This window comes from Amycolatopsis sp. NPDC003676, from assembly GCF_053587275.1.
Genome location: NZ_JBSFNS010000042.1, coordinates 21,353 through 34,014, shown reverse-complemented (window position 1 = coordinate 34,014; position 12,662 = coordinate 21,353). Strand labels below are relative to the sequence as shown.

At 67.9% G+C, this 12,662-nt stretch carries 15 protein-coding genes; 7 read left to right on the top strand and 8 right to left on the bottom strand.

Annotation, left to right across the window (positions count from 1 at the left end):
• Nucleotides 1-64: 64 nt before the first annotated feature.
• A complete protein-coding gene (locus ACWDNU_RS24035) occupies nucleotides 65-1,408 on the top strand; it encodes an FAD-dependent oxidoreductase (protein ID WP_449670538.1) in 1,344 nt (447 codons plus the stop codon).
• Here ACWDNU_RS24035 and ACWDNU_RS24030 read toward each other — a convergent pair.
• Nucleotides 1,397-2,299, bottom strand: coding sequence for an NADP-dependent oxidoreductase (locus ACWDNU_RS24030; protein WP_449670537.1), 903 nt, complete (start codon nucleotides 2,297-2,299; stop codon nucleotides 1,397-1,399). The two genes, ACWDNU_RS24035 and ACWDNU_RS24030, sit on opposite strands and share 12 nt — an antisense overlap.
• Before the next feature lie 62 nt (nucleotides 2,300-2,361).
• Here ACWDNU_RS24030 and ACWDNU_RS24025 point away from each other — a divergent pair, with 62 nt between their 5' ends.
• Complete coding sequence (locus tag ACWDNU_RS24025; protein ID WP_449670536.1) at nucleotides 2,362-2,955, top strand: TetR/AcrR family transcriptional regulator; 594 nt, start codon at nucleotides 2,362-2,364, stop codon at nucleotides 2,953-2,955.
• On the opposite strand, the gene ACWDNU_RS24020 is transcribed toward ACWDNU_RS24025, so the two are convergent.
• Both ACWDNU_RS24020 and ACWDNU_RS24015 read right to left on the bottom strand, forming a co-directional pair.
• Nucleotides 2,948-3,604 carry a response regulator gene (locus ACWDNU_RS24020; protein ID WP_449670535.1) on the bottom strand — a complete coding sequence of 219 codons (657 nt, stop codon included), beginning with the start codon at nucleotides 3,602-3,604 and terminating at the stop codon, nucleotides 2,948-2,950. The two genes, ACWDNU_RS24025 and ACWDNU_RS24020, sit on opposite strands and share 8 nt — an antisense overlap.
• Nucleotides 3,544-5,346, bottom strand: a complete 1,803-nt coding sequence (locus ACWDNU_RS24015; RefSeq protein ID WP_449670534.1) for a sensor histidine kinase — start codon at nucleotides 5,344-5,346, stop codon at nucleotides 3,544-3,546. Before ACWDNU_RS24015 ends, ACWDNU_RS24020 begins: the two co-directional genes overlap by 61 nt.
• A 167-nt stretch (nucleotides 5,347-5,513) precedes the next feature.
• Here ACWDNU_RS24015 and ACWDNU_RS24010 point away from each other — a divergent pair, with 167 nt between their 5' ends.
• The 3 genes from ACWDNU_RS24010 to ACWDNU_RS24000 all read left to right on the top strand — a co-directional run bounded on the left by ACWDNU_RS24010 (nucleotide 5,514) and on the right by ACWDNU_RS24000 (nucleotide 7,439).
• Nucleotides 5,514-6,221 (top strand): ABC transporter ATP-binding protein, encoded by a 708-nt coding sequence (locus tag ACWDNU_RS24010; RefSeq protein ID WP_449670533.1) that lies wholly within the window; start codon nucleotides 5,514-5,516, stop codon nucleotides 6,219-6,221.
• 13 nt (nucleotides 6,222-6,234) lie between these two features.
• On the top strand, nucleotides 6,235-6,960 hold the full coding sequence (locus ACWDNU_RS24005) for an ABC transporter permease (protein WP_449670532.1): 726 nt from the start codon (nucleotides 6,235-6,237) through the stop codon (nucleotides 6,958-6,960).
• 92 nt (nucleotides 6,961-7,052) lie between these two features.
• Nucleotides 7,053-7,439: an SCO5389 family protein gene (locus ACWDNU_RS24000; RefSeq protein ID WP_344282305.1), complete on the top strand. Its 387-nt coding sequence runs from the start codon at nucleotides 7,053-7,055 to the stop codon at nucleotides 7,437-7,439.
• Nucleotides 7,440-7,482: 43 nt separating this feature from the next.
• Here ACWDNU_RS24000 and ACWDNU_RS23995 read toward each other — a convergent pair whose 3' ends face one another.
• The 4 genes from ACWDNU_RS23995 to ACWDNU_RS23980 form a co-directional block, all read right to left on the bottom strand.
• Nucleotides 7,483-7,977: a hypothetical protein gene (locus ACWDNU_RS23995; protein ID WP_449670531.1), complete on the bottom strand. Its 495-nt coding sequence runs from the start codon at nucleotides 7,975-7,977 to the stop codon at nucleotides 7,483-7,485.
• A 196-nt stretch (nucleotides 7,978-8,173) separates the two neighbouring features.
• Nucleotides 8,174-9,169, bottom strand: coding sequence for an LLM class flavin-dependent oxidoreductase (locus ACWDNU_RS23990; protein WP_449670530.1), 996 nt, complete (start codon nucleotides 9,167-9,169; stop codon nucleotides 8,174-8,176).
• Nucleotides 9,139-9,297, bottom strand: a complete 159-nt coding sequence (locus ACWDNU_RS23985) for a hypothetical protein (RefSeq protein WP_009085537.1) — start codon at nucleotides 9,295-9,297, stop codon at nucleotides 9,139-9,141. Before ACWDNU_RS23985 ends, ACWDNU_RS23990 begins: the two co-directional genes overlap by 31 nt.
• A complete protein-coding gene (locus ACWDNU_RS23980) occupies nucleotides 9,297-10,253 on the bottom strand; it encodes a class E sortase (protein ID WP_449670529.1) in 957 nt (318 codons plus the stop codon). Before ACWDNU_RS23980 ends, ACWDNU_RS23985 begins: the two co-directional genes overlap by 1 nt.
• Before the next feature lie 652 nt (nucleotides 10,254-10,905).
• Here ACWDNU_RS23980 and crgA point away from each other — a divergent pair.
• Nucleotides 10,906-11,172, top strand: a complete 267-nt coding sequence (gene crgA, locus ACWDNU_RS23975; protein ID WP_354735956.1) for a cell division protein CrgA — start codon at nucleotides 10,906-10,908, stop codon at nucleotides 11,170-11,172.
• A gap of 85 nt (nucleotides 11,173-11,257) precedes the next feature.
• A complete protein-coding gene (locus ACWDNU_RS23970) occupies nucleotides 11,258-11,683 on the top strand; it encodes a PH domain-containing protein (protein ID WP_449670528.1) in 426 nt (141 codons plus the stop codon).
• On the opposite strand, the gene ACWDNU_RS23965 is transcribed toward ACWDNU_RS23970, so the two are convergent.
• Complete coding sequence (locus ACWDNU_RS23965) at nucleotides 11,672-12,625, bottom strand: rhomboid family intramembrane serine protease (RefSeq protein ID WP_449670527.1); 954 nt, start codon at nucleotides 12,623-12,625, stop codon at nucleotides 11,672-11,674. The two genes, ACWDNU_RS23970 and ACWDNU_RS23965, sit on opposite strands and share 12 nt — an antisense overlap.
• Nucleotides 12,626-12,662 lie beyond the last annotated feature (37 nt).

The window sequence follows — 12,662 nt, the reverse complement described above, 5'->3', positions numbered from 1 at the left end:
CCACCTGGTGGACCGTACGCCAGATCACAGTGATTGTTAGGATCACCTAACTTACCGTGGACCGGTGAGCCGAATCCTTCGTGTCGCCGTCGTTGGCGCCGGTCCCGCCGGCATTTACGCCGCCGACCTGCTGGACAAGTCCGACGCGGACGTCGAGATCGACCTGTTCGAGCGCATGCCCGCGCCGTTCGGGCTGATCCGCTACGGCGTCGCGCCCGACCACCCGCGCATCAAGGGCATCGTCAACGCCCTGCACAAGGTGCTCGACCGGCCGAACATCCGGCTGCTCGGCAACGTCGACTACGGCACCGACCTCAAGCTCGACGACCTGCGCGAGTTCTACGACGCGGTCATCTTCGCGACCGGCGCGATGGCCGACCGCGCGCTCGACCTCCCGGGCATCGACCTCGACGGCAGCCACGGCGCCGCCGACTTCGTGTCCTGGTACGACGGTCACCCGGACGTGCCGCGCACCTGGCCGCTCAATGCCACGTCGGTCGCGGTGCTCGGCGTCGGCAACGTCGCGCTGGACGTGGCGCGCGTGCTCGCCAAGACCGCCGACGAACTGCTGCCGACCGACATCCCGGCGAACGTCTACGAGGGTCTGAAGGCCAGCCCGGTCACCGACGTGCACGTGTTCGGCCGCCGCGGTCCGGCGCAGGCGAAGTTCTCGCCGCTGGAACTGCGCGAACTGGACCATTCGCCGAACGTCGAGGTGATCGTGCACCCCGAGGACATGGAGTTCGACGAGGCGAGCGTCGCGCAGCTGCGGTCCTCCAAGCAGACCGACATGGTCGTGAAGACGCTGCAGGAATGGGCGATTCGCGACGAAGGCACCCGTCCGCGGCGGCTGCACCTGCACTTCTTCCACGCCCCGACCGAGGTGCTCGGCGAGGACGGCAAGGTCGTCGGCCTGCGCACCGAACGCACCGAGTACCGCGACGGCAAGGTCGTCGGCACCGGCGAGTTCCACGACTGGGACGTCCAGGCGGTGTATCGCGCGGTCGGCTACCTGTCGTCGCATCTGCCGGAAATCCCGTTCGACCACACCGCGGGCGTGATCCCCAACCAGGGCGGCCGCGTGCTGGACCTGGACGAGAACCAGGTCCCCGGCGTGTACGTGACCGGCTGGATCAAGCGCGGCCCGGTCGGCCTGATCGGCCACACGAAGGGCGACGCGGCCGAGACCGTCGCGAACCTGCTGGCGGACGCGGACACTCTCGCCGCGCCGCGGCATTCGTCGCCGGAAGCGATCCTGGAATTCCTCGCCGCGCGCGGGATTTCGTTCACCACCTGGGAAGGGTGGGGCAAGCTCGACGCGCACGAAAAGTCGCTCGGCGAGGCCGAAGGACGCGAGCGGGTGAAGGTCGTGGAACGGGACGAGATGGTGCGGGTTTCACGCGCCTGAGTTCAGGTAGACGATCTTCCCGCGGGTGTGTCTGCTTTCGCTCAGCTCATGCGCGGCGGCGGCTTGGCTCAGCGGGAAGGTCGCTGCGACGGGGATCTTTAAGCGCCCTTCCTCGGCAAGCTTTATCGCAGTGGCAAGGCCGTGTACTGCCAGTGGGTCGGCCCCGGGGATCGCGGCGCTGTGCGAGAAATGCACGCCATGCTGTGCCGCGGTGGCGTCGGTGATCGTCACGACCCTCGCGGGGTCTCCGGCGATCTTGATCAGATCTGGCAGTGCTCCCCCGGCACAGTCGAATACCGCGTCGACGCTGCCGACCCGGTCGACCAGTCCGGGTCCGTATGTCGTCGGCTCCGCACCGAGTGAGCGCAGGAAATCGTGGTTGTGCGGGCTCGCGGTGCCGATAACGGTGGCACCGCGGGCTACTGCCAACTGAACCGCGACCGTGCCGACCCCGCCTGCCGCGCCGTGCACCAGGAGCGTTTCGCCAGGCAGCTGGTCCAACACTCGGGTGGCGGTTTCGATCGCACCCGCGGCACCGCCTGCCTCGGCCCAGCTCCATGCGACCGGTTTGACTGCCCAGTGAACGAGAACGGCGTACTCGGCGTTGGCCCCGCGACGATCCGCGGCCGTCATGCCGAAGACGTGTGCGCCGAGCTCTATCCCAGGAACTCCATCGCCCACTTCGTCCACCACGCCAGCAGCGTCGTATCCCGTCCGGAACGGCAGCCTCGCACCTTTGCGCTCGCCGGACCGGATAGCGGTTTCGCCCGCGGAAAAGCCGGACGCACGCACGGAAATGCGAATCTCGCCAGGCCCGGCGTGCGGTTCGGCGACATCGGCGACGTGCACGACGCTGGGCGGGCCATACTGATCAAACTGGACGGCTTTCATGCGTCCGACGGTATTCCAGCAGGTCAGCGGTCCAGGCGGAACTGAGAGGGGTGACGGCCGAAGTGAGACGGGCCGACGCCGCGCACAACCGCGTACGCATTCTCGCCACTGCCCGAGTGGCCTTCACCGTCCGCGGATACCGCGTGCCGATACGAGAGATCGCGCGGCAAGCCGAGGTGAGCGTCGCGACGGTCTATCGGCATTTTCCGACCAAAGACGCGCTGATCGCCGAAGCGTTCGCCGCGGAGCTGGGGCTGTGCTCGTCGATCGTCGAGGAGGGCCTTGCCGCGGCTGACCCGTGGCTGGGTTTCGTCCTGGCGGTGGAGAAACTCACCGAGGTGCACGCCCGTGAGCAGGGGTTTCGCGCGTTCGTCGCGCAACTGCCGCGACGCCTCGACTTCGCCGCCGACCGCGCCCGGACGCTGCGGCTGCTGCTCGAACTCATCCGCCGAGCCAAGGAAAGCGGCGATCTGCGCGCGGATTTCGTGCTGGAAGACCTTGTGCTGGCGTTGGTCGCCAACGAGGGCATCCAGGTGGAACCGCCTTCCGCGCGCGTCGCAGCGGTGCGGCGGTTCACGGCGTTGCTGCTCCAGTCTTTCCGGGCACATCCGGGCGCTGAGCCGCTTCCGCCCGCGGTGCGGGTGCCGCTCAGCTAGAACCGAGGAACTTCAACACGGCCAGCACCCGGCGATTCGTATCGTCAGAAGCGGAAATCCCGAGTTTGGCGAAGATATTCGCGGTGTGCTTGCCGACCGCGCCTTCACTGAAGTGCAACCGGCTGGCGATCGCGGCGTTCGAACAACCCTCCGCCATCAAACCGAGCACTTCGCGTTCCCGTGGCGTCAGGGCCGCCAGCGGATCGGAAGCATTGCCCGCCACCAGTTTCGCGATCACTTCCGGATCCATCGCGGTCCCGCCCGCCGCGACCCGGCGGACCGCGTCAATGAACTGTTCCGCGTTGAATACCCGGTCCTTCAACAGATAGCCGACCGCGCCGGTGCCGTCCGCCAGTAATTCGCGCGCGTACAGCTGCTCGACGTGTTGCGACAGCACGAGAATCGGCAGTCCGGGCGTCTCCCGCCGAGCGGCGAGAGCGACCTGCAAGCCCTCGTCGGTATTGGTCGGCGGCATCCTTACGTCCACAATGGACACATCAGGCCGGTGTTCCCGCAGCGCGGCGGCGAGTTCGGGCCCGGAGCCGACGGCCGCGACGACGTCGAAGCCGTGCGCGACGAGCAGATGGGTCAACCCGTCTCGGAGGAGGTACTGGTCTTCGGCGACGACGGTCCGGGGTCGAGCTGGCACGGCACCTCCACAATCGCCTCCGTCGGGCCGCCCGGCGGGCTGGTCAGCGCCAACCTACCGGCGAATCCGGACAGCCTCCGCTCGATCCCGCGCAAACCCGTGCCGCGCGCGGCGTCGGCACCGCCCTTGCCGTCGTCGGTGACGGTCGCGCGCAGCAACCCGTCGAGATACTCCAGCACCACGGTCGCGCGCCGGGCCTCGCCGTGTTTAGCCGCGTTGCCAAGCAATTCGCACACCGCGAAGTACACGCAAGCCTCCGCCGGCTGTTCGAGCCGCCCCGGCACCGAGGCCGTGACCTCGACTTTCAACGGACTGTCCAACGCTGCCGCACGGACCGCATCGACCAGTCCGCGCTCCGACAACACCGGCGGATGGATGCCGCGCACCAGAGACCGCAGCTCGGTGAGCGCCTCCGACGACGCTTCCCGCAGCTCGGCAGCCAGCTGTTTCGCTTTATCCGGATCATGGTCGATCAATGCTTCGACCGCACCAAGCTTCATCCCCATCGCGACCAGCCGCGACTGGATGCCGTCGTGCAGGTCGCGTTCGATCCGCCGCAGCTCAGCAGCCTGCGCGACGTTGACCTCGACCCTCGTCTGGTCCAGCCGGTGCACCCGCTGGGCAAGCCGGGACGCCTCGGTCGGACCGAGCAGCCACCGCCCGAGTTTCGCCTGCCACCTGGCGAGCCACGGCGTCGGCAGCAATCCGACGAACACCGCCGCCAACGCCACCGGCGTCATCGCGAACGCACCGCCGGTGCTGGTCGCCGCGGGCAACCCGACCATCTCGAACCAGCTGTGCGCGCCAGTGATCCACAGCGCGACCAGGCCGTAAATCCCCCAGAAGACCAGCGCCGCCGACGGCACCCACAGCACCGGCGTCAGCACCGGAAGCAGCACCGCGGCGGCCATGTCCCGCCAGGTCGCGCGGTCGTGGAGCACCCAGTGGATCCGGGCGCGCAGCATCGGCCACCACGGTTCCTCGTACAGCTGCTTGCCGAACTGGTACAGCCCGTCGCCGCGCGGCACCGGGAGCGCGGGCGGCGGCACGTACGGCTGAGCGATCCGCACGCCCGTCCAGCGCTCAGCCTCGCGGCGGAAGGTGTCGGCGACCGCGCGACTGGCCCGCGTGACCGTCGGGAACGCCGGCACCGCGCCGGTCAGCACGATGACCTGGGCGACCGTCAGGCCCAGCTGCGCCACGGAGATCGCCCACAGTCCCAGCTGATGCCCGAGCGTCTCGAACCGGCGACCAAGCCAGCTTTTCTCTCGCGGTGCGTGCAGGCCAAGCCAGTACCCGGTCCACCGGGCGTACCCGCGCAGCGCGACCGGTCCGGCGACCAGCGAAAACACCGCGAAACCCAGCGCGACCAGCGGATTCAGCAGCTGCCAGCCGAACTCCCGGCCGGTCGCCGGATCCTCCATGATCCACGTGAAACGTCGATTCCAGCGGATCCACCAGGCCCGCCGGTAGAGCTGAGTGCCGTCGCGATACCAGCCGTCACGCTCGCGTTCCGGCTCCGGCGGCTCGGGCCGGTACGGGCTCGGAATATCCCGGCCGGTCCACTGGCCGACCAGCTCCCGGGTGCGCCGCGACCGGACGCGCGCGATTTCGACCGCCGGGGAGAAGAAGAGCACGAGACCCACGCACAGCAGCGCGAACGCGATCAGCTCAAGCAGGACGTCGACCCAGCTCACCACCGCGAGACCGGCGAGTGCCCACGCGCGCCGCACCGACGTCATGGCACCCCCTTTCGCTCCCCAGTCTCGCTGCTCCGGCCTTCCCGGACCCTGGTCGCAGCTCCCGGATCGGGGTGGCCCCAGCCCCACCCCGGCACCAGCAAAACCCCACCTCAACTGGGGTTTCCGGCTCATTCTGCCGGACCGCGGGCGCTTCTAGCGTCGTTCGCATGCGACTCATCGAAGTTTCCGAACTCCGCAAGGCCTATGCGGGCCGGGTTGTGGTCGACGGCGTCTCGTTCTCCGTCGAACGCGGCGAGATCTTCGGCGTACTCGGCACGAACGGCGCCGGGAAGACCACCACTGTCGAATGCCTGCAGGGCCTGCGCTCGCCGGATTCCGGCACGATTTCCGTACTGGGCCTGGATCCTGCGCGCGACGCCGCCGAACTGCGCCGCCGCGTCGGCACCCAACTGCAGGACGCGCGCCTGCCGGAGAATCTGCGGGTCCGGGAAGCGCTTTCGCTGTTCGCGTCCTTCTACCCTAACCCGGCCGACATCGAGATGCTGCTGACCCAACTCGGCCTAGCCGCCCACCGCGACGTCGCCTTCGGCAAGCTTTCCGGCGGCCTCCGGCAACGGCTGTCCATCGCGCTCGCACTGGTCGGCCGCCCCGAGCTGGCGATTCTCGACGAACTGACCACCGGCCTCGACCCGCACGCCCGGCGGGAAACGTGGCAGCTGGTCGAGGACGTGCGTGCTTCCGGCGTGACGATCGTGCTGGTCACCCACTTCATGGACGAGGCGCAACGGCTCTGCGATCGCCTGGTGCTGCTGGATCAGGGCCGCGTCGTCGCCACCGGGACTCCCGCCGACCTGCTCGCCACCACCGGCCAACCCACCCTGCACGAAGCGTTCGTCGCGCTCACTCGCGACTGAAGGAGCTCTCCCGATGCGTACTTTGCTGATCACCGAAGCAAAACTGTTCCTGCGCACGCCGCTGTGGGCACTCCTGGGCGTTTTCCTGCCGACCGCGGTCCTGCTGGGTGTCGGCTCGATCCCCGGCATGCGAGAACCGAGCCCCGTAACTGGTGGATATCGATTTGTCGACCTTTGGGTGCCCTCGCTGATCGTCATCGCGCTGGCGATGCTGGGTCTGCAGGTCATCCCCGCTGCCGTCGCCACCTACCGCGAACAGGGAATTCTCCGCCGCCTAGCCACCACCCCCGTACCGCCCGCGTATCTCCTGCTCGCCCAGGTGCTGATCCACGCCGCCGTCGCGCTGGCCGGAGTTCTGCTGATGCTCGTCACTGCCCGCATCGCCTTCGACGTGCCGATCCCCCGCCATCCCGGACCCTTCCTGCTGGCCCTGCTGCTAGGCCTGGTCTCGGTGTTCGCGCTGGGCCTGATCGCCGCGTCCCTCGCCCGCACCGGCAAAGCCGCCGGCGGACTGGCCATGATCGCGTTCTTCCCCATCATGTTCATCGGCGGCGTCTACCTGCCCCGACCGCTGCTGCCAGCAGTGATCCAGAAAATCGGCGCTTACGTCCCGCCAGGCACCCAACCACTGCAAGACGCCTGGGTCGGCGACGGCGGGCAGCCGCTGCAGTTCGTCGCGTTGGCCGCTTTCGCGCTGGGCGGAACGGCGCTCGCCGTGCGGCTGTTCCGGTGGGAGTGATCCACCAAAGTGGTGATGAAACTCGTTTTCTCTTGTGGCCGGGTCCGGCGGGCCGGTAGCTCTGAGGGGTACCGCTGACCATGGAGGTTGTCTTGTCCTTGGACGTATCGCCCGCGCTGCTGGAAAAAGCCGAACGCGGGGAGGTCTCCGACGCCGAGTTCGTGGCCTGTGTGCGGGAATCGCTGCCGTACGCGTGGGAGGTCATCACCGGAGTGATCGCGGAAGCGGACACCGCCGCGGACGGATTCGCGGACAACGAAACCCCGCCGCCGAGCGAGGCCGCCCGCGGTCAGCTCCTGCGAGCCCTGGCCTCGGACGCGATCCGCGGCGGACTGGAGCGGCATTTCGGGGTGAAGCTGGCATTCCAGAACTGCCACCGGGTGGCGGTGTTCCGCGAGACGGACGGGGATCGGTACCGGGCGTTCGTCTCGCCTCGCGGGCAGTTGCTGAACCAGAGCCCTGAGCTGCGGGACTGCTGAGCCGGTGCGGCCTGGTCAGGGGATTCCCCTGCCCAGGCCGGTTTTAGCTAGTTCTGCATTCCACTGAGGTCACTGACGCGGCGACCTTGGCCTTCGTGGACGACGTGGTCATCACTGTGTTTCGCACGATCGTCTTCCCTGGGGTCGTGCCCGCCGCGGTCTCCGTGATCGGACCGCTTTGGTCGCCGGTGATCTCGTAAGTGACGTCGCACGTGTACTGGTCGATATCCGCTGTGCCCTTGTACGTGAATTTCGGCTCCACCACCACATTGCAGCCAGCAGAGCCGAAGCAGTGCTTGGAAACCGTCTTCAGGGCGACCTCGAAATCGTTGGCCGCCGGCGGGGTGGTGGCAGTGGTCTCCGATGTTGACAGCGACGCTGACGGGTTGACCGTGCTGGAGTCGAACATGCTGTGCCACGTCGATGGCACCGACGTCGGCTGCGCGGAATCGGTACCTGTCGACGATCCGCAGGCGGCCAGGAAGACAAACAGCGCGGATGCGGCAAGCGCGAAACCGATGACTCTGTGAACCGGCATTCGTTCTCCCAGAGGATCGCCGCTGAGTGTGTCCGGTTTGTACTCGCAAGGATCACGATCGGTGTTACACCGCGTGAAGTACACGCCGATCGGGGCGCGAGCTTGTGAGATGAATGCGGTCGTCCGTGCCCACGCCGACAGAGTCCCGGCAGGACTCGAGCCTGCGATCTAGAGATGAGAAGGCCCGAACACCCGGCTAATCCCGCAGCGCGGGCAGCACCTCAGCACCGATCCGCGCGATGTTGGCCAGAGTCCCCTCCGGCGTGCCGGATGCTTCCACGAACATGATCACGTGGGACACCCCGGTGCGCCGGAGGCTTGTTCGCAGGGTCTCGACGCAATGCTCGACCGGACCGACCGGATGGATCGCGCACAGGTTTTCCGTGTACTCCCAAGGATCCCGGGCCGGACCAGGACGATCGTCCACCGGCACGTGGGCGGCTAAGCCATCCGACAGCCAACCAGGCAAAGCACGGCGCACCACCGCGGAGGCATCGTCGCCGACCTGGCATAGCACCGTCGACACGTGGGCCGCAGGTGCGCCATAAGCAGCGACAGTTGCTGCCTTCTCCATGTCATCCGCGTGCAGGCCCAGCAACAACGGCAACTTACGTTCCGCAGCCAGCCGGACGGCAGAGGAAGCCGGGCCGCCGCAGGCCACTACAACGTCCAAAGATCGTTGCGGAGCTGGGCGAAGCGGGACTTCCCGGAAAGCAAAATGTGAGCCCTCAGCCGAGACTCGGCCAGTAGCGGCAGTCAGCAACAGATCCAGCGACTCGGCGAAACCCGTTTCATAGCGCGGCAACCCGGTGCCGAACACTTCCAGATCCTGCCAAGGCCCGCCCCGGCCAACGCCCAATCGCAATCGGCCGTCGGAGATTGCGTCCAGCATTGACCACTGCTCAGCCAACGCGACCGGATGCGTCGTCGACAGCACGCTCACCGCCGTGCCAACGCTGATCCGCGACGTCTGGCCAAGCACGTGTGCGGCGAGCGTGATCGCCGACGGGCACACGCCATAAGGCATGAAGTGGTGCTCGGCCAGCCACACGTCGTCGAAGCCAGCCGCCTCGGCAGCAAGAGCGGCACGGACGGTGCGCCGCAGGACGGCGGCGTCGTCCTGGCCCGGGAAGCGGCCCGAGACCAGGAAGACGCCGAACCTCAGTTGTTCACCGACACGTTGTTGAACCACAGCAGCGGGTCCAGCCACGGGAACACCACGAACATCAGCAGCGCCACAATCCCGAGCACCAGCACGAGCGCGATCACGAACTTCACCGCGAACGGACCGGGCAGATGCCGCCAGAGCCAGCCGTACATCAGGAACCGACTCCGATCTTCTTCAGCAGCGTCGTGTAATCCGGCACCTGCGTCTTCGGCACCTGGCGAGTCAGCACGGAGGTGATGATCAGCCGCTCCTTCGCCGAGAACTGCGGGTGGCACGTGGTGAGCGTGAGCAGCGAAGCCTGCTGCGCCTTGGGCAACGCGTCCGCCGGCTTGTACGGCACCGCGTTCACCGCGTCGCCCTGGCTCGGCTGGACGACCTTGCGGCCGAAGGTTTCGTCGTACGGTCCGCCGCCCGGAATGCTCGCGTTGCGCAGCGTCGAGACGCCCTTGCACTCCGGCTGCGCGCCCTTGCCGCTGCTCCAGCCCTTGATCTCGTCGTCGTAGGGCAGCACCTGGTAGATGAAGAAATCGCTGTGCGTTTCGATGACGATCTGGTCGCAGGAGCTCAGGTTGTCCAGGTCGTTGAACGGCGCGCCCTTTCCGACGCGGTGTCCGGCGATGCCGAAGTTGCCCGGTTCGCCCGGCAGCGCGGTGCCCTTGTAGTGACCGGGACCGACGGCCAGCGAGTCCTCGCCGGTGCCTTCCTGGATGGTGAAGTTGAAGTCCGCGCCGAACGACGGGATGTGGATCCGCGCGAACGCCTTACCGTCGATCAGCTCGGGGTGCAGCGTGCGGTCCTTCTGCCAGTCGCCGTCGAGCTGGTCGCTCGCGGTGTGCTGCTTCTCCGCCGAGAACAGGTCGGTGACCCACACCTCGTACACCATGAACAGCAGCACCACGACGCCGAGCGTGATGAAGATTTCGCCCGCGGTGCGGATCGCGATCCCGCCCTTGCCCAACGGCGGCGGGGTCTTCTTGGCCTTCTTCTTGTCGTCCTCGTCGGCGACGGCCACCGCGGAGAACACCTCGGTCGGCTGCTCGGCGAACTCCGGTCCGGTCATCCGCCGCCGGGACGGATCCGGGGCCCCGGCGCCCACCCGGCGAGGCATCTGACGGCCTTCTTCCGGCTGGCGGCGCGGGTCTCCGCCGCGGGGACGCCGGCTCGGGTCCCCGGGTTCGGGACGGCCCGCGCGCGGGTCGGCCGGACGTCGTTCGCCGCGCGGGTCGCCCTCGGCGCGGAACTCGGCGGTACGGCGGGGTGCGGCGCCGCGCGGGCCGCCGAAATCACCGCCGCGGGGGTCACCCTCGCGGGGCCTGCCGCCGCCCGCTCGCCCTTGTCCGGGGCGGTTTTCGCCGCCGCCCTGGGCCGGTCCGCCCCGGTCGATCGGCGTGCGCTGTTCGGGTGATCTCCGGCCCGGATCGCCGGCCACTCTTCGCCGCGGCGGCGTCTCCCCGGACTGCCTTCTCGGCGGCGGGGGCTGTCGGCGGACCGGGCGGTCAGGTCCCGTGCCGGGGCGGCGGTCGTCCTCGCCCGGCCAATCTTGCGGCGTCACGCAAGCTCCTCCCGCGCCCGGCCGGAGTCCTCCTCGGCACTCCAGGTGGCGCTATTGTCACAGTCTGAGAAACCCGACCGCTCCCGCCCGGTGCTGCGGAGCCGTCCTTTACGTTAACGTGTGCACGTGGCGCTGGTTGCGCACCCCGACAGCGGGACCTCGTCCAGGATGCCGCCACCAGGAATGCCCGAGAGCACGCGAGGAAACGATGCCGAAGTCGAAGGTCCGCAAGAAGACCGCGTACACCCCGCCTGTCGACCGCCGCACCCCGGTGAAGGTCCAGGCCGCGGGACCGTCGAACCTGTTCTACAAGATCGTCATGTTCGGCCTCATGCTCCTCGGGCTGATCTGGCTGGTCGTGAACTACATCGCCGGCGACAAAGTTTCGTTCCTCAGCCAGCTCGGAAACTGGAACTTCGCCATCGGATTCGCCGCCATGATCGCCGGCCTGCTGATGACGATGCGGTGGCGCTGACCATCCGCCGGATCAGCTTTGCTCCGGACGGCCGATTGACACCGAATCACACCGGTGTGACTCATCCCCAGTGTGGATAACCCCTGTGGATAACCACCCGGCCTCGTGGGCTCCGCGCCGAAACCTCGTGGTAGTGGCGTGGGGCCTGACCGCGTTGTTGCTGGTCGGAACCGTCCTGGACGCCACCTTCGGCGACGGCAAGGGCGCGGTGCTCACCGGCCTCGCCACGCTGGCCGTCGGCGCGTTCGCGGTCCATTGGACGCTCGTCCGGCCGCGCCTGGCCGCCGACGAGGACGGTTTGCGCGCTCGCACGCTCAATGGCACCCACCGGCTCCCCTGGACCAGCACGACGGTCCGGCTGCGCAGCACGCGCCGTCTCGGCCGCGACGGCGTGACGCTCGAACTGGAGCACGACGATCAGCTGTTCATCTTCGGGCAGACCGATCTCGGCGAGGATCCTCGCGACGTGCTGGACGTGCTTACGGAGCTACGGGACCGCTCAGCGGGATAGCTGGCACGTGTACCGGTACTCCCCCTGAACCAGATGGGGAGAGCAATCCAGCGACGGATAATCCGTGCCTCGCCAGCCGATCAGCCCGGCAAGCGCGATCGCGATGACGGCCGTGCCGATCGCCTGCCACCGGACGAGGTTGCGGGCCGGGGCGTACAGCATCGCGGCTGTCACCAGTGCCCCGGTGACGAGGCCGCCAGCGTGCGCCCAGATCGAAATGCCGGGGATCGTGAAGGTGATGTAGGCGTTGATCACCAGGTTGATGAGCAGCGCGGTCGGGTTGAGCCGCAGTTTGAGCGTGATGACCGCGTAGGCGCCGAGAAGCCCGAAGATCGCGCCGGAGGCACCGACAGTCGGCCTGCCGTCCCCGAAAAGCAGCACCGCGGTGGAGGCTCCGAGCATCGACACGAAGTAGAGCGCCAGGTATCGGACCTTGCCGAAGACCTGCTCCAGTGCACGGCCGATCATCCACAGCGAGAACGCGTTCGCCGCGATGTGAATGGGTCCGTAATGCAGGAAGCCCGACGTGAAAACCCGCCACCACTCGCCCGCGCCGAGGGTGAGCACGGGCTCCAGGGAAAACCACGCATGGGTGAGGGACAGATTGTTGTTGAACAGGCTCTTCGCCTGGATGACGGTGACGAAGAAGATCACCACGTTCACCGCGATCAACGTCGCGGTGACAACGTAAGAATTCGAAAGCCGGGCACCCGCGATCGTGCGAGACCCCATCCCGGCATCGCGATACTGCCGTTGCTGTTGTTTCTGCTGCTGCGCCCCGGTCTGCACGCAGTCGGTGCACTGGAATCCCACCGGGGCTTCGCGCAGGCAGTCCGGGCAGGCCGGACGCCCGCAGCGGGCGCAACTGAGGCCGGTCGGGCGGTTCGGATGCCACCAGCAACCGGGCATGGACGGCGCGGACGGGTTCGGCGGTTGGCTCACGATGACTCCAACCTACCGAAACCCCGTCCCTGCCTGC

What these genes read in the sequence shown, in the direction of transcription:
- ACWDNU_RS24015 (WP_449670534.1), bottom strand. Translation starts at nt 5,346, where the DNA reads ATGACGTCGGTGCGGCGCGCGTGGGCACTCGCCGGTCTCGCGGTGGTG.
- ACWDNU_RS23985 (WP_009085537.1), bottom strand. Translation starts at nt 9,297, where the DNA reads ATGTACGGCTGGCTCTGGCGGCATCTGCCCGGTCCGTTCGCGGTGAAG.
- ACWDNU_RS24005 (WP_449670532.1), top strand. Translation starts at nt 6,235, where the DNA reads ATGCGTACTTTGCTGATCACCGAAGCAAAACTGTTCCTGCGCACGCCG.
- crgA (WP_354735956.1), top strand. Translation starts at nt 10,906, where the DNA reads ATGCCGAAGTCGAAGGTCCGCAAGAAGACCGCGTACACCCCGCCTGTC.
- ACWDNU_RS24010 (WP_449670533.1), top strand. Translation starts at nt 5,514, where the DNA reads ATGCGACTCATCGAAGTTTCCGAACTCCGCAAGGCCTATGCGGGCCGG.
- ACWDNU_RS24030 (WP_449670537.1), bottom strand. Translation starts at nt 2,299, where the DNA reads ATGAAAGCCGTCCAGTTTGATCAGTATGGCCCGCCCAGCGTCGTGCAC.
- ACWDNU_RS23980 (WP_449670529.1), bottom strand. Translation starts at nt 10,253, where the DNA reads ATGCCTCGCCGGGTGGGCGCCGGGGCCCCGGATCCGTCCCGGCGGCGG.
- ACWDNU_RS23995 (WP_449670531.1), bottom strand. Translation starts at nt 7,977, where the DNA reads ATGCCGGTTCACAGAGTCATCGGTTTCGCGCTTGCCGCATCCGCGCTG.